Source organism: Bradyrhizobium sp. AS23.2 (genome assembly GCF_001908185.1).
Taxonomy (GTDB): domain Bacteria; phylum Pseudomonadota; class Alphaproteobacteria; order Rhizobiales; family Xanthobacteraceae; genus Bradyrhizobium.
This window is the reverse complement of record NZ_LGHM01000111.1, coordinates 1-17,088: the sequence shown is the minus strand read 5'-3', so window position 1 is coordinate 17,088 and position 17,088 is coordinate 1. Positions and strand designations below refer to the sequence as shown.

Below are 17,088 nucleotides of genomic sequence, written 5' to 3'. Positions count from 1 at the left end.
TCGCGTAAAGAAAACGCGTCAAAACAAGAATCTAGAGCCCCGTCCCGATCCATCGGAACGGAAATGGCTCTCGCCGTCAGGCGACGAAGCGCGCCGGCTCCGCTCCGTTCCGGCCGGGCAGCACCGCGTCGACCGCCCGGATGGTGTCCACAAAAGCCCGCGCCGAGGCTTCCCAGGTGTAGTTGGCGGCGAACGCGACGCAGTCCTGCCCGGAGATGTCGAGCGCCGCGAAACAGGCGCTGCGCAGATCATGATCGAGGGCGCCGACGGGCGCATCGCCGATCACGTCGCGGGGTCCCTTCACCGGGAAGGCCGCGACCGGAAGGCCGCTCGCGAGCGCTTCCAGCAGCACCAGGCCGAACGTGTCGGTCTTGCTCGGAAACACGAAGACATCGGCCGCGGCATAGATTTCCGCCAGTGCGTCGCCGTGCTTCTCGCCGAGGAAGATCGCATCGGGATAGGCCTCTTCGAGCGAGGCGCGCGCCGGCCCGTCGCCGACGATGACCTTGGTGCCGGGCAGATCGAGATCGAGGAAGGCCTCGAGATTCTTCTCCACCGCGACGCGGCCAACCGAGAGGAACACCGGCGCCGGCAGGCAGAGATCGATGGCGCGGGGATGGAACAGGCCCGTGTCGACGCCGCGCGGCCACAGCATGACATTGTCGAAGCCGCGCTCGCCGAGCTCGCGGGCGAGCGCCGGGGTCGCCGCCATCACGGCGCGGCTGGGCGCATGGAACCGGCGTAGCGCCCGCCAGATCAGCGAGCCCGGAACCGGCACGCGGGCGCGGACATATTCGGGAAAGCGGGTGTGGAAGCTGGTCGTGAACGGCAGCTTGCGCTGGCGGCAATAGCGGCGGACCATCAGGCCGATCGGCCCTTCGGTCGCAACGTGGATGCTGTCGGGGCGGGCTTCCTCGATCAGCTTCGCGATTCTGGCCGGTCGCGGCATCGCAAGACGCACGTCGCGATAGCTCGGCATCGCGAAAGTGCGGAACGATTGCGGCGTCAGGAACGTGAGCTCGACGCCGAGCCCCTTGGCGGCGTCAGCGAGCTTGGTCAGCGTCCGAACCACACCGTTGACTTGCGGGTGCCAGGCGTCGGTCGCGACCAGGATGCGCATCAGGCTGCCCTTGCTGCCACTTGCGGGACCTGCGCCGGCTTCTGCAAATGATCCGCCCAGGTGATGATCTCGAAATGGCCGTCGTCGTGCTCGACCAGCGCGGTGCAGCTCTCGACCCAGTCGCCGCAGTTCATGTAGCGGATGCCGGCCTCGTCGCGGATCACGGCGGAGTGGATGTGGCCGCAGATCACGCCGTCAGCCTCATGGCGCCGCGCCTCTGCGGCGAGCGCCTGCTCGAACGCGCCGATATAGTTGACGGCGTTCTTGACCTTCTGCTTGGCCCATTGCGACAGCGACCAATAGGGCACGCCGAACATGCGTCGGAAGAAGTTGACGAAGCGATTCATCTGGATCGCGAAATCGTAGGCCTTGTCACCGAGATGGGCGAGCCAGCGCGCGTTCTGCACCACGAGGTCGAAGATATCGCCGTGAATGACGAGATAACGCTTACTGTCCGCGCCAGTGTGCACGGTGTTCTCGACGACGTCGATGCCGCCGAAATGCGTGCCGTAATAGTTGCGCAGGAATTCGTCGTGATTGCCGGGGATGTAGATGATCTTGGCGCCCTTGCGCGCCTTGCGCAGCAGCTTCTGGACGAGGTCGTTATGCGATTGCGGCCAGTGCCAGCTCGATTTCAGCGCCCAGCCGTCGACGATGTCGCCGACGAGGTAGATCGTATCGGCATCATGGTAGCGCAGGAAGTCCAGCAGAAGGTCGGCTTGCGAACCGCGAGCTCCGAGATGAACGTCGGAGATGAACAACGTGCGAAAGCGCCGCTCCGGGCTCTCATCACTCACATCGTAACTTCCCATGCGCCAGCCTGTAACTATGTCCCGTGACAGGGGGATGACCGATTGAACCTGTGAGGCACCCTCAGATACGAATCAAACCTCGCCTCGCCCAACCCGCGAATATCAGTCGCATGCGACAATCAGGCGACATGGCACCGCGGTGGCTTCCGCAACGGCATGGAACTGTATAGCTGACAGGGTTAATTCCCGCGGGGCCGCGGGCCTAGTGCCGGCGATCCGAGCCAGCGTCAGTAGAAGCTGTGGAAATGATGGATCGGCCCGTGGCCATGACCGACGGTGAAGCGGTCGGCGGCTCCGATCGCCGCGCTGATCCAGGTCTTGGCGTTACGCACGGCGCGCTCGAGATCTTCGCCCCTGGCCAGACCCGCCGCGACCGCCGAGGACAGCGAGCACCCGGTGCCATGGGTGTTGCGGGTGGCGATGCGGGGCGCGGCGAGCGCAATCGTTCTGGTGGAATCGACGAGATAGTCGGTGCTCTCGGCGCCCTCGCCGTGCCCGCCCTTGATCAGGACCGCACGGCAGCCGAGCGCCAGCAGCCCGCGTCCCTGGCTCTCAATCTCGGCCTCGCTGGTCGCGATCGGCTCATCCAGCAGCGCGGCGGCCTCCGGCAGGTTCGGCGTGATCACAGTCGCCAGCGGAATGAGGTTTTTACGAAGTGCCTCGACCGCCTCGGACGCCAGCAGGCGGTCGCCGGAGGTTGCGACCATCACGGGATCGAGCACCACATGCCGGGGCGCCCAGCGCGACAGCGCGGCCGCGATCGCATCGATGCTGGCGGCCTGCGCCACCATGCCGATCTTCACCGCGCCGACGTCGAGATCGGAGAACACCGCATCGATCTGCGCGGTGACGAAATCGGCCGGCACCGCGTGAATCCCGGTGACGCCGCGCGTGTTCTGCGCCGTCAGCGCCGTGATGGCGGAGGCGCCGAAGACACCGAGCGCGGCAAAGGTCTTCAGGTCCGCCTGGATGCCGGCGCCGCCGCTCGAATCGGAGCCGGCGATGGTGAGCGCCACGGGCGTCGTCATGGGGCGATTTTCCGCGTTTTCGAAGCCAGCTTTTTCGAAGTCATGGCCCCTCCTACCGCGCAAGCCCCAAGGCAGCAAGTTCGCTTGCTAAATCCGGCCGGTTTTGGCCTATTAGAGCGTTTTCGAGCGAAGTGGAAACCGGTTCGCGTAAAGAAAACGCGTCAAACAAGAAGCTAGAGCCCCGTTTCGATTCCACCGGAACGGAAATGGCTCTAGCCGCCAGATACGCTTTCGGAGTGACTGCAATGGTTCCTTTTTTCGTCCAGATCAAATGCAAGCTCGGCCAGTCCTATACGGTCGCCAATGCGCTTGCCGAAGCCGAGATCGCCTCCGAGATCTACTCCACGGCCGGCCATTACGACCTCCTGGTGAAGTTCTATGTCGACAAGGACACCGACATCGGCCACTTCATCAACGAGAAGGTGCAGGTGCTGCCCGGCATCCAGGACACCCTCACCATCATCACCTTCAAGGCGTTCGGCGCGAGCTAACTGGCCTCCTTGCGCTTGGGTGGCGTCGGGCCATCCACCGGCGGCAACGATTTGAGATAATCCGCCATCGCCGCAAGATCCTCGTCCGACAATTGCGAGGTGTTCTTGATCACGCGCGTCATCCCGCCGCCAACGCTGTCGCCGTCGGGCAATTCGCCGGTCTTGAGGAAATAGGCGATATCCTTCGCGCTCCACTCGCCAAGGCGCTTCTGGGTGATGTTGGACACCCATCCCTCGCCTTCCGGATTGGGCCCGCCGGCAAAGCGTTCTCCGGAGATGATGCCGCCGAGGGCGTTGCGCGGGCTGTGGCATTCCGCGCAATGGCCAAAGCTGTTCACGAGATAGGCGCCGCGATTCCATTGCGGCGACTTCGTGCCGTCGGCGACGAAGGGCTTGCCGTCCATGAACAGGAATTTCCAGATGCCGATGTTGCGCCGGATGTCGAAGGGAAAGCGCACGTCATGGTCGCGCACCTTGCCAGAAACGGGCGGTAGCGTTTTCAGATAGGCAAAGAGGTCGAGGACGTCCTCGCGCCTGGCGTGCTGATAGGACGTATAGGGAAAGGCCGGAAAGTAATGCCGTCCGTCCGGCGAGACCCCGTGCATCACCGCGTTGACGAAATCGGCGTCGGTCCATTTACCGATGCCGTAGGTCGGATCGGGGGAGATGTTCGGCGTGTAGAACGTTCCGAACGGCGACTTGATCGCGACGCCGCCACCGAGCCTGACACGATCGGGCTGGTTGGGAACGGCATGGCAGGACGCGCAGCCGCCGGCGTTGAAGATCACCTCACCATTGGCGAGATCAGGCATATGGGCAGGCGCGGTCCCGGCGGCCGCCACCACCGGCGCGCTGAGCCACCAATAGACGCCGGCCGCAGTGACCGCGGCGAGCAGCGCCACGAAAATTGTTCGTTGCAACATTCAGGTCCATCCACTCGTTGCGGCGAACTTATGACCGATGCCCTGGCTGCTCCAGCCACGAAGAATTTAGCCCGCACACGCAGGAAACGGGAATAAACTGAAACGTTGACTGTTGGAAGTTTGCCAGTTCAACGAGGCCACAGGGAGAATGTCATGAACAAGACCGTCATCGCCATGGTAGCGCTCGGCGCCGTCGCTTTTGCAGGCTCCGCCAGCGCCGAGAAGCTGAAAGCAACGCTCAGCGGCAAGTCCGAGGTGCCTGCAACGACCACCAACGGCACCGGAACGGCCGACCTGGACTATGACGCCGCAAGCAAGAAGCTGTCCTGGAAGGTCACTTATTCCGGCCTGTCCGGCCCCGCCACCGCCGCGCATTTCCACGGACCGGCCGAGGCCGGCAAGAACGCCGGCGTCGCGGTTGCGATCCCGAACGCAACGTCCAGCCCGGTCGAAGGCTCGGCGACGCTGACCGACGCGCAGGCCGCCGATCTCTTGGCTGGCAAGCTCTACGTCAACATTCACACCGCGGCCAATCCGGGCGGCGAGATCCGCGGTCAGGTGACGAAGTAAGTCTCAAGGCTGCTTCGTCGCGGAAAGGCCGGGTGCGAGGGCGCGCCTGGCCTTTTTGCTGCCAAGAGATCACAGGCTCGGCGAGGAGCGACCTTCTCTCCGCAGATGGTTTCGACGGTCTTCTTCGTGCTTCCCGGATTTCGCTTCGCTCCATCCCGACTACAACATCAACCGTTGCGCAGACCGCCGATCTGCTCGCCAGTGCGCGCACCCTGCGCTCACGCCCCACCGCGTTCAAGCCCCACTCAACGCCTGTGCGAGGTCCGCGATCAGGTCCGACGGATTCTCGATACCGATCGATAGCCGGATCGTAGAATCGAGAACGCCGATCTTGCGGCGGATGTCGGCGGGAACACCGGAATGAGTCATGGTTGCGGGCAGGCTAGCGAGCGATTCGGTTCCGCCAAGGCTCACCGCCAGCTTGAAGATCTGCAGCGCGTTCAGGAATTTCACAGCCGCCGGCTGGCCGCCGACGATGTCGAATGAGAACGTGGATCCGGCTCCGAGGCATTGCCTTGCGAAAACACGCCCGGCCGCCGAGGCCTCCTCGTGATGACCGAGATAGTGGACCTTCGCCACCTTGGCATGGTCGCGTAGGTAATCCGCCACGAGGTGCGCGTTCCTGTCGGCTCTCTCCATGCGGATGCTCAACGTCTCGAGAGACCGGCTGATCATCCAGCAGGAATGAGGATCCAGCTGGGTGCCGATCGCGCCTCGCAGCGCCTTGATGTCCTTCATGATCGCTTTTGAGCCGAGCGCGGCGCCCGCGATCAGATCGGAATGACCGCCGACATATTTGGTCAGGGAGTACAACGAAAGGTCCGCGCCGTGCTCGATCGGTCGCTGAAACACCGGCCCGAGCAAGGTATTGTCGCACGCGATGATCGGCGCGTGCCCTTGGGTCCGGCCGATCACGTCGGCGACGCGGCGGATCATGGCGATATCGACCAGGCCGTTGGTCGGATTGGCCGGCGTTTCGATCAGGATCATCGCAATCCGGCCCTTGCCCGCGGCCGCCTCTGCGGCATGCGTCACCGCTGTTTCGTCGAGGCCGTCGGCAAAGCCGACCGCGCTGATCGAGAAACGCGAAAGCGTGTTGGCAAGCAAGGTTTCCGTCCCGCCGTAAAGCGGCTGGGAGTGCAGGATGACGTCGCCCGGCCGGATGCAGGCGAGAATCGTCGTCGCAATCGCCGACATTCCGGACGAGAACAGCGCGCAGCTCTCAGCGCGCTCGTAGATCGAGAGCCGATCCTCGACAATCTCGCTGTTGGGGTGATTGAACCGCGAATAGACGAGGCCGGCGCCCATCCCCTCCGGCGGCTCGCGCCGGCCCGAGACGAAATCGAAGAAATCCTGTCCGTCTTCGGCCGTCCTGAACACGAAGGTCGAGGTCAGGAACACCGGTGGCTTGATGGCCCCTTCCGAGAGCTGCGGATCGTAGCCATAGGTCAGCATCAGCGTTTCGGGATGCAGCATATGGTTACCGATGTGGGTCTTCGACGGAAACGGTTTTGCCATGGCCTGTCTCGCTTTTCTTGATCCAGATCCTCGCCGCGCGTTGGAACTCTGCGATGGTGGAGCAATCGGGATTCGAATGCGCCGGCATTCGACTCTCATAAACTTCGCGGCGGCTAAAGTTGAAGATAGCTCATATGCGGCGCTCTGACAGCGATCCGTCAGGCCTGGCGGACAAATTCTGCGTTTGATTTTGTTCGACGGAGCGATGTCCGCCTTGCCGGAAACCGTCACCGACGTGGAGCGGCGCTACGGCTTTGCGCAAGTGGCAATCATCCCAACGCCCTTTGGCGACGCCGTATCGGGCCAAATGGCCTGGGACGAGGATCGAAACGTCGTTGGCGTCGATGACATCGGACGCCAACTTAAGAGAAGCCTGAAAAAACCTTGCGGTCGCTTTGGCATCCGTTGGTGCGAAACTCGATGACATGGGCCGAGGTGCCTCCACGTAATCGTTCGCGTAAATCCCGCTGGGGCCCTACCTTTGACGCGCCGCCCGCAAACATCCCTGATTCCGTCCACCTATGTTCGTGCTGTCGCCACAAACCGCCCTCACGAATGCGTGACCGCGTATGGGGAGAAAAAAGTGCGCGCACGAAGAACATGGAAGGCCGTGGGGGCCAAACATCACTACTCGAGTATCGGGCAGCTCCAGCTGGATCTGGCAGCATTCAACCGCTGCATAGACGTACTGGAAAAGGCCGACGCAAATCCTCAGGACATCGAGGTGCTGACTGCGCATGCGCTGACGCTCGCCGAACAGATCGACGAGGTGCGCTGGTCGAACCCCGCAAAAGCTCTGGGGTGGTTACTCGGAAATGAGACAAGCGAGCCAGCCGCTCGAAAAGTTTCAGGAGCCGGCTAAGCTCGTTGCGCGATCACCAGGACGCTTCCGAAAGGTCCTTGCGCCGCATCTGTCGAGAGCACATTGCAGAGGCGTCTGCACGCTACGCAACAAAAAGGGACGGACGCTGTGCGCATCCGCCCCTTTCTCGTCAGCCCCGCGTCAGCTGTTCTTGATGCGGAAGGTTTCGTGGCAGCCGCCGCATGCCTTGCCGATCACTGGAAGCGTCGCCTTGAGCGTGTCGAGATCCTTGATCTTGCCCTTGGCCTCGGCGACGACCTCGGCGAAGCTTGCGATCTTCGCGTCGAAGCCAGCCTTGTCCTCCCAGATCTTCGGCGAGGTGTGGTAATCGCCGTCGAGCTTTACGCCCTTCGCGCTCGCCGGAAACAGGTGCGGCAGCTTCTTGGCGGTATCCTCGAACTGCGCCAGGGCGGTGTCCACCGTGGCCTGGTCGTAGGGCTTCTCGCCCTTGACCATTGCCGACATCGCGCCGGCGTTCTTGCCGTTGCCCTTCATGAGGGTCTGGGCCTCCTTGACGGAGTCGTGCTGCGCCCAGACGGCACCCATACCGAGCAGGAGCGCGCCCCCGACAACCAACACTCGCTTCATTCGCAAAATCCCTTTCCGTGATACAGGATCGTGCTGACCCCACATTGGGGCCAACACCACTTGGCAGATTTCATTCCATCCAGAGCGCGACGTTAAATCGTCGCACTTTGGATAATTTGGTTGAGCGCGATCTCCCCGCAAACGCGTTCCCGCGTTTGCCCCGCAAAACGCGTTCCGCGTTTGCTTGGGATCACAGGCTGTGACGGCGATGGTGCTCGTTGATGGCGATCCACACCCGCTCCGGGGTTGCCGGCATGTCGATGTGGTCGATCTTGTATTCGCGCCAGAGCCCGTCGACGATGGCGTTGACGACCGCCGGACAGGAGCCGATCGCGCCGGCCTCGCCCGCACCCTTCACACCCAGCGGATTGGTCTTGCAGGGAACGTTGTTGGTCTCGAACACGAAGGCTGGACCATCCGCCGCCCGCGGCAGCGCGTAGTCCATGAAGGTCGCGGTGATCAGCTGGCCGTCGCCCGCGCCATAGACCACCTGCTCCATCAGGGCCTGGCCGATGCCCTGCATGGCGCCGCCATGCACCTGGCCGGCCAGCAGCAGCGGATTGAGCGTCTTGCCGAAATCATCGACGATCACATAGTTGACGACCTTGATGATGCCGGTGGCCGGATCGATCTCGACTTCCGCCAGATGCGTGCCGTTCGGATAGGTGCCGTCGGCGCTGGCAAACGTCGCGCTGCCGTTCATCTTTGATGGATCTGCGCCCGGGCGCTTGGCGAGATCGGTGAAGGAGATCGTGCGGTCGGTGCCGGCGATGCGGATGGCGCCGCCCGAAATCTCGAGATCGCCGGCGCTTGCCTCCAGCGCCTGAGCCGCGATCTCCTTCAGCTTCTTGCCCAGCTCACCCGTGGCACGCTCCACACAGACGCCGCCCGTCGGGATCGAGGCCGAGCCACCGGTGCCGAGCCCGGTCGCGATCTCATCGGTGTCGCCCTGGTGGATGTGCACGCGCTCCGGCGGCAGGCCGAACTGCTCGGCAACGATCTGGGCGTAAGCCGTCTGGTGGCCCTGCCCGCTCGATTGCGTGCCGATCAGGACGGTGACGTCGCCGTTGGGGTCGAGCCTGACGTTCGCGGTCTCTTCCCCCATCACGCCGCAGATCTCGACATAGCTTGCAAGGCCGATGCCGCGGATCAGGCCCTGCTTCTTGGCCGCCTTGGCGCGCTTGGGAAACTCCTTCCACTCCGCGATCTCCATCGCGCGTTTCAGATGCGCGGCGAAATCGCCGGAATCGTAGACCTTGCCGGTGGCGGTCTTGTAGGGCAGCGCCTTCGGCTGGATGAAGTTCTTGCGACGGATGGCATCCGGCGTCATGTCGAGCTTGCGCGCGCAGGCATCGACCAGGCGCTCGATGACATAGGCGGCCTCGGGCCGGCCAGCGCCGCGATAGGCGTCGACCGGTACGCTGTGGGTGAAGATGGTGCGCACCCGGCAGTGGAAGGCCTGGATGTCGTAGAGGCCCGGCAGCATGCCGGCGCCGCCATGGGGAATGTAGGGGCCGAAGGTCGACAGATACGCGCCCATGTCGCCCATCAGGTCGCAATCCATGGCGAGGAATTTGCCGTCCTCGGCAAGCGCCATCTTCGCGGTTGTGACGTTGTCGCGGCCCTGCGCGTCGCCCATGAAATGCTCGGAGCGATCGGCCGCCCATTTCACGGCCTGCTTCAGCTTTCGTGCGGCGACCGCCATCAGGGCGTATTCGCGGTACGGAAACAGCTTGGTGCCGAAGCCGCCTCCGACATCGGGGCAGATCACCCGCATCTTGTCCGTCGGGATGTTGAGCACGTTCTGGCAGAGAATGTCGCGCAGGCGATGGCTGCCCTGGCTGCCGACCGTCAGCGTCAGATGGTCGCGCTTGGCGTCGTATTCGCAGACCGCCGCGCGCGTTTCCATGAAGTTCGCGACCACGCGCGGATTGACGATGGAGATTTCGGCGACCGCGTGCGCCTTGGCAAAGGCGGCTTCGGTCGCCTTCTTGTCACCGATCGAGACGTCGAACAGCACGTTGCCGGCCTTGTCCGGCCAGACCTGCGGTGCGCCCTTCTTGACGGCATTGACGACGCCGGTCACGGCCGGCAGCGGGCTCCATTTGACGTCGATCGCCTCGATCGCGTCACGGGCCTGGTCGGTGGTCTCGGCGACGACGAAGGCGATGGAATCGCCGACATGGCGCACCTCGTCCTTGGCGAGGATGGGGTAAGGCGGGCCGGTGAATGGATCGGTCTCGAGATTGAACAGGCAGGGCAGATTGCCGAGATCCCTGACGTCGTCAGCGGTCAGGATCAGCGCGACGCCGGGCAACGTGCGGGCGCGGCTCGCATCGATGGTGTATTTGGCATGGGCGTGCGGCGAGCGCAGCATCAAGCAGCGCAGAGCAGCCTGCGGCGCGTAGTCGTCGGTATAGCGGCCCTTGCCGCGGATGAGTGCGTCATCCTCCTTGCGCAGCACGCTTTGGCCAACGCCGAACTTGATGGGGGCAGCCATTTTCGCTCCATGTCCTCATGGTTGTTTTGCCGGCATATTGCCGTGGAAAAAGTGGCAGTGCAAACGGCTTTCGTCGTGCGAGATGAGGAGCCGACCACCTTGCAGCGGTGCCCGTTACTGTTTACGGCACGCCTGGCCGGGGGTGGGACCGGGCACGTCCGAGGTGGCAAAAAAGGTAGAACCGTGGGCAAGGTCGATTTCAAGAAGACGCTTTCGAAGCTCTACAGTGCGCCGATCGGCAGATTTGCTGCCATCGACGTGCCGGCACTGCAATTCGTCAAAATAGACGGCAAAGGCGACCCGAACCGCGAGCCGGGCTATGCGCAGGCCATCGAATGGCTCTATTCGGTGAGCTATGCGATGAAGTTTGCTTCCAAGGCTCGATCTGGAAGAGACTACGTCGTCCCGCCGCTCGAAGGCCTCTGGTGGGCCGACGACCCCGCCGATTTCGTCAACCGCCGCAAGCACCGCTGGAAGTGGACGATGATGATCATGGTGCCGGACTTCGTCGGCCGGCCGCTGTACGACGACGCCGTCACGAAGACACATGGGAAACGCGGCGAGCCGCCGCCGGAAACGCTGCGCCTGGAGTCTCTCGATGAAGGACGTAGCCTTCAAACGCTGCATGTCGGCAGCTACGACGACGAGGGGCCGATACTTGCCAGGCTTCACGACGAGGTGATGCCCGCGGAGGGACTGACATTCGCTGGACCGCACCATGAAATCTATCTGAGCGACCCGCGCAAGACGGAGCCCGAGAAACTCAAGACGATTCTCCGGCAGCCGATCAGAAGGGCTGACTGACCACCGTGGCTGAATCGGGCCAGCCTAGTTGCGCACCAGCGAGACCAGCCAGTTGCGACCGAACAGCGCGAGGAGCGCGAGCGCGTAGACGATTGTGCCCCCGACGGCGAGCAGCGCCAGCGTCAATTCGTCCCGGAAGGCGTGCATGGAGGCGAAAGAGGCCGCGCTGAAGCGTGCGATCAGCCAGAAGGCGGCGGCCAGGATGATTCCGATCAGCAGGAATTTGGCGAGCGACAACAGCCAGGCGCGGTCCAGCACGAGAAATCCTCGCCGCACTGCGAAGAAGAGCACCAGCAGCAGATTGGTCCAGACACCAACGGCTGTTGCCAGCGCCAGGCCGATCTGCGCGAGCGATCCCATCAAGGCAACCTTCAGGGCGACGTTGACCGCGATGCCGGTCAGCGAGGCGCGAACCGGCGTCGCCGTATCCTTGCGCGCGTAGAAGGTCGCGACCGCGCTGCGGATCAGCACGAAGGGGATCAGACCAATGGCATAGGCCGCGAGCGTGGCGCCCGCGGCGGCGGCATCGGCCTTCGAGAACGCGCCACGGGCGAACAGCGCACGCATGATCGCATCGGGCACGGTGATGAAGGCGGCCACGAAGGGCACCGAGAACAGCAGCGTGAAATCAAACGCGCGACGTTGCGCCTTCATCGCGCCGTCATGGTCGTTGGCCGTGATCCGCCGCGACATCTCCGGCAGCAGCACCGTGCCGATGGCGATGCCGATGACACCGATCGGCAGCTGGTTGAGGCGGTCGGCATAATAGAGCGCCGACAGCGCGCCTGCGGGCAGGAAGGTCGCGATGATGGTGTCGGCGAACAGCGCAACCTGCGTGCCCATCGAGCCTAGCGTCGCCGGCCCGAGCGCCTTGAAGAAGCTGCGGACATCTTCGTCAAGTTTGAGCGGCGCAAAGCGCGGCAAGCCGCCATGGCGCGCGAGATCACCCGCGAGCAGGAAATATTGCAGGAAGCCCGAAATCAGGACACCCCAGGCTGCGGCGTGCCCTGCGCTGGGAAACCAGGCGGCGAGCGCAAGCGTCATCATCATCGAGACGTTGAGGAAGATCGACGCGGCCGCGGCGCTGGCGAAGCGCTGCATCACGTTGAGCATGCCACCGTAGAGCGTCACCAGCGTGATCAGCAGAAGATAGGGAAAGGTGATCCGGGTCAGCTCGATCGCGAGCTTGCGCTGCTCGGCGTCCTCGGAAAAGCCGGGCGCCAGGATGCTCATGGCCTGCGGCATGAACAGCCAGGCGACGATCAGCAGCACGACCTGCGAGGCGAGCAGCAGCGTGAAGATGCGGTCGGCGAACAGACTTGCGGCCGCCCCCCCCACGCTCGCCATGGACGTGCGCGTAGGCCGGCACCCAGGCCGCGTTGAAGGCGCCCTCGGCAAAGATTGCGCGGAAATGGTTGGGCAGCCGCAGCGCCACGAAAAAGGCGTCGGCCACGGGGCCGGCGCCGAGGATCGCCGCGAGCATGATGTCGCGGGCAAATCCCGTCAGCCGCGAGAGCAGCGTATATCCGCCAACCGTGAATATCCGTCCGAGCATCGTTGCCTTCTAGAGCGTTATCGGTCAGCCGATAAGACCGTGAACTATGATGGGGACGAAAAAGGTGGTTGCTCTGCCCACCTCTCCCCAGCGGGGAGAGGTGAACCAAACGATCGGCTGCACGCAATCCAATAGTCAATTAGCCCCCAACCCCTATCGATTTCACCGCTTCGCGTCCCTATATTGGGCTGAACGGGAACACGGGCCAGCATGACGACGATCGACGAAATCAGGGACAATTTTGAGGTTCTGGACGAGTGGGACGACCGCTACCGGTACGTCATCGAGCTCGGCCGCACCCTGGAACCGATGCCCGAGGCGGAGCACTCCGCCGCCAACAAGGTGCAGGGCTGTGTCAGCCAGGTCTGGCTCCAGAAGCTGGTCGATCGCGGCAATGGCCCGCCGATCCTGAAATATCGCGGCGACAGCGACGCGCATATCGTGCGCGGGCTGGTCGCCATTGTGCTCTCGCTCTATTCGGGCCGCACACCGCAGGAGATTCTTGCGACCGACGCCATCGCGGTGTTCGACGAATTCGGCTTCCGCGATCATTTGACGCCGCAGCGCTCCAACGGCCTGCGGTCGATGGTCGAGCGTATCAAGACCGACGCAAAAGAGGCACTGGCGGACGCCTTGTAGGAATTTACTTCCGCTTCCGCTGCTGCTGTCCCAAACCCATCTGCTTCGCCAGTTGCGAGCGCGCGACCGCGTAGTTCGGCGCGACCATCGGATAGTCGGCCGGCAGTCCCCATTTCTCGCGATATTGCTCCGGCGTCATGTTGTACTGGGTGCGCAGATGGCGCTTCAGCGACTTGAAGCGTTTGCCGTCTTCCAGACAAACCAGATAGTCCGGCGCGATCGACTTCTTCAGCGACACCGCCGGCTTTGCGGGCTCGAGCGGCGCAGTCTCGGTACGGCCTGACGAGACCCGCACCAGCGCGCCGTGCACCTGGCTGATCAGATTTGGAATCTCGGCGGCCGGGGTCGGATTGTTGCCGACATAGGCGGAGACGATACTCGCCGTCAGCTCGATGAAATTCTTAGCCCCGGCATCCGACATCGGCCCGACCTTTCTTCAATCTTGCGCCTCAGAGACGGCGCCGAAGTATCCGTCTCAACAATACGTTCGACTTAAGTAAGACGACTGACGAATATGAACTGATTACTGATCTCGAGACAAGAACGGCGGCGCTTTACTAGAGCCATTTCCGTTCCGATGGAATCGGAACGGCGCTCTAGATTCTTGTTTTGACGCGTTTTCTTGACGCGAACCGGTATCCACTTCGCTCGAAAACGCTCTGGTGCGCGGCACGTCTCAGGATCGCTGGTCCAGATGGGCGCGCAACTCGTCGATCGAGGCAAAGCGCATCATGCCCTCCGGCATCTGCGCTTCGATCGAGCCGTCGGAATAGAGCGAATAGGCCATGCCGTCGACGATGCCGGACTTGAGCACGGTCACGGGCGCCTGCTCTGCCGCAGGCGGCGGCTCGGGTGCGGGTGGCGGCGGAGCGGCCTCCGCAAAGGTCGATGGCGAGCGCGGCGGCGGACGGCGCGATGCGACCGGCGGTTCCGGTGGGCGCATACGGTCCGGCTTTGGCCAGGCATCGTCAAAGCTCGCAGGCGGAGTTTCCGGGGCGCCAGGCGCCGCGGGCTCTTCAAGCGGCGGCTGCGGTGAGCCCTCGCCTGCCTTCGCCTCGGCACGCTCGCGCTCCTTCCGGGAAGTCGAGGCGAACAGCAGGTTGCGACGGCGCGGTGCTTCCGGAACCGCAGGCAGCGTTGGAACTTCCGGCTCCGGCGGCGCCTCGACGCGCGGACGCTCGCGCGCGGCTGCTTCGCTCTGCCATGGCAGCGGGCCCGCCGCCGGTGGTGGTGGCGCCGGTTCGATTCTCGCCGCCGCAGCAGGCATCGGCTCGGGCACAGGGGCTCCAGGCATCTCAAGTCCCGGCAGCACGGGCCTGACCCGAACCTCGGACGGCGCGACCGATCCGGCCAGCCGGCGCGCGATGCCCCTCAGCTCCGTCGCCACGACGTACAGACCGGCCAGTAACATTCCGGAGCAGACGCCGATCGTGCCGGCGATTAAGAGGGTGCTGCCGAGGCTGGCCTCCCTGACGGTCAAGCCAAACAGGATCGTAAGGAAGCCCGCCAAAACGGCGAAAATCCCTGCGATCAACAATGCCAAGGTCATCGAACTCACCCCCGGCCGCGAATCCACACGCGACACCCGTCACGCCACGATACCGTCATACTGGGTTTCACGCCAACGCCCAATTGTGGGCAGCGTTCCTAAAGGGAAGGAAATCAGGGACTTATTCACATTCCCTTCAGCTGCGGATCGGTACTGCTAGCGTGCTCCCAAGTTTCTGGAATTGCTGCGTCGCATCAGGAATTTAGCCATAATGCCCAATTACTTGGTAATGGAACTGCGCTATAGGGATCCCGGGGAGCAGGCCCGTGCGCACCAGCAGGGCCAAGAGGGGATTCCGGGTCACCAATAGCCATGACATCCATCACGACTTCGGCGATCGACACGCCGGCGCGGCGCTCGATTGAGCGGACTTGCGACGACCTCGCCATGCTGGTGCTGGCTGCGGTCGCCGTCCTTGCAGGCTTGACCTTCCGCGACTACGGACTCGGGTGGGACGACTACACCCACGCTGAATATGCCGATCTGTTGCTGCGCATGTTCGGTTCCGGCTTTAAGGACACCGCGGCGCTCTCCTTCGCCAATCTCTATATGTACGGCGGCGGTTTCGACATGGTCGCCGCCCTCCTGCACAAGATCATTCCGCTCGAGCTGTTCGAGACGCGCCGTCTGGTCGGCGCGATCGTCGGCGTGATCGGACTTGCGGTGACGTGGCGGCTCGGCCGCCGCATCGGCGGGCCGCTCGCAGGCCTTGCGACACTGCTGCTGCTCGCGCTCTGCCCGATCTTCTACGGCCACATGTTCATGAACCCGAAGGATGCACCCTTCGCAGTGGCCATGATCATCCTGATGCTCGGCCTGGTCCGCCTCGCGGAGGAATATCCGCAGCCGTCGCCGCGGACGATCCTGATCGTCGGCTTAGGTGCGGGCCTCTCGATCGGCTCCCGTATCCTCGGCGGCCTCGCGCTGGTCTACGCCATGATCGGCTTCATCCCGCTGTTCCTGGAGGAACTGCGCAGCGAGGGCCTGCGCGAGTCGGTCCGCCGCTTCGCCCATGTCGTCTATGTGCTGCTGCCCGGCCTCGTGTTCGGCTACCTCGTGATGGGCCTGATCTGGCCGTGGTCGATCATGGAGCCCGGCAATCCCTTCGAGGCGCTGACCTACTTCTCGCATTTCTTCGAGAAGCCCTGGAAGGAGATGTTCGACGGCGCGATCGTATCCGTGCCCGACATGCCCTGGTCCTATCTGCCGACGCTGTTTGCGCTTCAGCTTCCCGAGGTGATGCTGGTGCTGATGATCGGCGCCATGTTCAGCACCTTTGCCATGCTGCCGCGCCGCGAGGTCCCGGCCCGCCGCAAGACCATCCTGCTGATGCTGACGATCGCCGCGACCCTGCCGCTCGCGATCGCGATGGTGAAGCGGCCGGCGCTCTACAACGGCATCCGCCACTTCGTCTTCGTGATCCCGCCGATGGCGGTGCTCGGCGGCGTCGCCTTCGCCTGGACCATGGAGCGCCTGCGCGCCAATCACCGCAGCTGGCAGCCGGCGGTGCTCGCGGCCTTCTGCTTCGGCCTTGCACTGCCGCTCGCCGAGATGATCCGGCTGCATCCCTATCAGTACACCCACTTCAACTACATCGCGGGCACCGTGCGCGGCGCCGACGAACGCTTCATGCTGGACTATTGGGGACTCGCGCTGAAGCAGGCGTCCGACGAGCTGCGCGAGCAGCTCGTCGAGCGCCAGGAAGCACCGCCGGCCAATCGCAAGTGGAAGGTCGCGGTGTGCGGCCCGCAGCGCCCGGCGCAGGTCGCACTCGGGCCCGACTTCACGATCGGCTGGGATTCCAATGCGGCCGATTTCGCCATGACGCTCGGCGAGTTCTACTGCAAGGGCCTGACCGCACCTGTCATGGTCGAGATCAAGCGCGACGACGTGGTGTTCGCCCGGGTCTACGACATCCGCGGCCGCAGCATTTCCAGCCTGCTCTCGATCCCGGCGCCGTAAAATTCTTCTCCCGACCCGTAGCCGAAGCCCGGATGATGCGTAGAGGCTGGGCAAGTATCTGTTTTGCGCCCACCTTACACGGCGTATTCGAATGTTGGACGAATTTGGCCTCGGAGTGGCGGTGGGGCGGCCCGTAGCCGGGCGATGATGTCGGTGGTGGCGCTCAG

At 63.7% G+C, this 17,088-nt stretch carries 16 protein-coding genes and 1 pseudogene; 7 read left to right on the top strand and 10 right to left on the bottom strand.

The window, feature by feature from the left end; genetic code table 11:
- Nucleotides 1-76 precede the first annotated feature (76 nt).
- The 3 genes from AC630_RS23305 to thiD all read right to left on the bottom strand — a co-directional run bounded on the left by AC630_RS23305 (nucleotide 77) and on the right by thiD (nucleotide 2,960).
- A complete protein-coding gene (locus AC630_RS23305) occupies nucleotides 77-1,120 on the bottom strand; it encodes a glycosyltransferase family 4 protein (protein WP_074120786.1) in 1,044 nt (347 codons plus the stop codon).
- A complete protein-coding gene (locus AC630_RS23300; RefSeq protein ID WP_074120785.1) occupies nucleotides 1,120-1,932 on the bottom strand; it encodes a UDP-2,3-diacylglucosamine diphosphatase in 813 nt (270 codons plus the stop codon). Before AC630_RS23300 ends, AC630_RS23305 begins: the two co-directional genes overlap by 1 nt.
- A 227-nt stretch (nucleotides 1,933-2,159) precedes the next feature.
- Nucleotides 2,160-2,960 (bottom strand): bifunctional hydroxymethylpyrimidine kinase/phosphomethylpyrimidine kinase, encoded by an 801-nt coding sequence (thiD, locus tag AC630_RS23295; RefSeq protein ID WP_074120784.1) that lies wholly within the window; start codon nucleotides 2,958-2,960, stop codon nucleotides 2,160-2,162.
- A 245-nt stretch (nucleotides 2,961-3,205) separates the two neighbouring features.
- On the opposite strand from thiD, the gene AC630_RS23290 reads away from it, so the two are divergent.
- A complete protein-coding gene (locus AC630_RS23290; protein ID WP_014493934.1) occupies nucleotides 3,206-3,451 on the top strand; it encodes an Lrp/AsnC ligand binding domain-containing protein in 246 nt (81 codons plus the stop codon).
- Here the strand turns inward: AC630_RS23290 and AC630_RS23285 are convergent.
- Entirely contained in the window at nucleotides 3,448-4,374 is a 927-nt protein-coding gene (locus tag AC630_RS23285) for a cytochrome c (protein WP_074120783.1), read from the bottom strand. The two genes, AC630_RS23290 and AC630_RS23285, sit on opposite strands and share 4 nt — an antisense overlap.
- A 153-nt stretch (nucleotides 4,375-4,527) precedes the next feature.
- Here AC630_RS23285 and AC630_RS23280 point away from each other — a divergent pair, with 153 nt between their 5' ends.
- Complete coding sequence (locus tag AC630_RS23280) at nucleotides 4,528-4,944, top strand: CHRD domain-containing protein (protein ID WP_074120782.1); 417 nt, start codon at nucleotides 4,528-4,530, stop codon at nucleotides 4,942-4,944.
- A gap of 234 nt (nucleotides 4,945-5,178) precedes the next feature.
- On the opposite strand, the gene AC630_RS23275 is transcribed toward AC630_RS23280, so the two are convergent.
- Entirely contained in the window at nucleotides 5,179-6,462 is a 1,284-nt protein-coding gene (locus AC630_RS23275; protein ID WP_074120781.1) for a cystathionine gamma-synthase family protein, read from the bottom strand.
- A 205-nt stretch (nucleotides 6,463-6,667) separates the two neighbouring features.
- On the opposite strand from AC630_RS23275, the gene AC630_RS23270 reads away from it, so the two are divergent.
- Nucleotides 6,668-6,886, top strand: a complete 219-nt coding sequence (locus tag AC630_RS23270) for a hypothetical protein (protein WP_074120780.1) — start codon at nucleotides 6,668-6,670, stop codon at nucleotides 6,884-6,886.
- A 159-nt stretch (nucleotides 6,887-7,045) separates the two neighbouring features.
- Complete coding sequence (locus tag AC630_RS23265; protein WP_143198247.1) at nucleotides 7,046-7,324, top strand: hypothetical protein; 279 nt, start codon at nucleotides 7,046-7,048, stop codon at nucleotides 7,322-7,324.
- 141 nt (nucleotides 7,325-7,465) lie between these two features.
- Here AC630_RS23265 and AC630_RS23260 read toward each other — a convergent pair whose 3' ends face one another.
- Nucleotides 7,466-7,912, bottom strand: a complete 447-nt coding sequence (locus AC630_RS23260) for a c-type cytochrome (RefSeq protein ID WP_074120778.1) — start codon at nucleotides 7,910-7,912, stop codon at nucleotides 7,466-7,468.
- 190 nt (nucleotides 7,913-8,102) lie between these two features.
- The gene (locus AC630_RS23255; RefSeq protein ID WP_074120777.1) at nucleotides 8,103-10,412 is read right to left on the bottom strand and encodes a xanthine dehydrogenase family protein molybdopterin-binding subunit; all 2,310 of its coding nucleotides are present in this window, start codon (nucleotides 10,410-10,412) and stop codon (nucleotides 8,103-8,105) included.
- 183 nt (nucleotides 10,413-10,595) lie between these two features.
- Between AC630_RS23255 and AC630_RS23250 the strand changes: the two genes are divergently transcribed.
- Nucleotides 10,596-11,216 (top strand): GyrI-like domain-containing protein, encoded by a 621-nt coding sequence (locus tag AC630_RS23250; RefSeq protein ID WP_074120776.1) that lies wholly within the window; start codon nucleotides 10,596-10,598, stop codon nucleotides 11,214-11,216.
- A gap of 24 nt (nucleotides 11,217-11,240) precedes the next feature.
- Here the strand turns inward: AC630_RS23250 and murJ are convergent.
- Nucleotides 11,241-12,771: pseudogene (murJ, locus tag AC630_RS23245) on the bottom strand (murein biosynthesis integral membrane protein MurJ).
- Between the two features lie 210 nt (nucleotides 12,772-12,981).
- On the opposite strand from murJ, the gene AC630_RS23240 reads away from it, so the two are divergent.
- Complete coding sequence (locus AC630_RS23240; protein WP_074120775.1) at nucleotides 12,982-13,410, top strand: SufE family protein; 429 nt, start codon at nucleotides 12,982-12,984, stop codon at nucleotides 13,408-13,410.
- A gap of 4 nt (nucleotides 13,411-13,414) precedes the next feature.
- On the opposite strand, the gene AC630_RS23235 is transcribed toward AC630_RS23240, so the two are convergent.
- Together AC630_RS23235 and AC630_RS23230 are read right to left on the bottom strand one after the other, a co-directional pair.
- Nucleotides 13,415-13,831 (bottom strand): Ros/MucR family transcriptional regulator, encoded by a 417-nt coding sequence (locus AC630_RS23235; protein ID WP_074120774.1) that lies wholly within the window; start codon nucleotides 13,829-13,831, stop codon nucleotides 13,415-13,417.
- Nucleotides 13,832-14,086: 255 nt separating this feature from the next.
- Entirely contained in the window at nucleotides 14,087-14,959 is an 873-nt protein-coding gene (locus AC630_RS23230; protein ID WP_074120773.1) for a hypothetical protein, read from the bottom strand.
- Between the two features lie 312 nt (nucleotides 14,960-15,271).
- Here AC630_RS23230 and AC630_RS23225 point away from each other — a divergent pair, with 312 nt between their 5' ends.
- On the top strand, nucleotides 15,272-16,921 hold the full coding sequence (locus AC630_RS23225) for a glycosyltransferase family 39 protein (RefSeq protein ID WP_074120772.1): 1,650 nt from the start codon (nucleotides 15,272-15,274) through the stop codon (nucleotides 16,919-16,921).
- Nucleotides 16,922-17,088 lie beyond the last annotated feature (167 nt).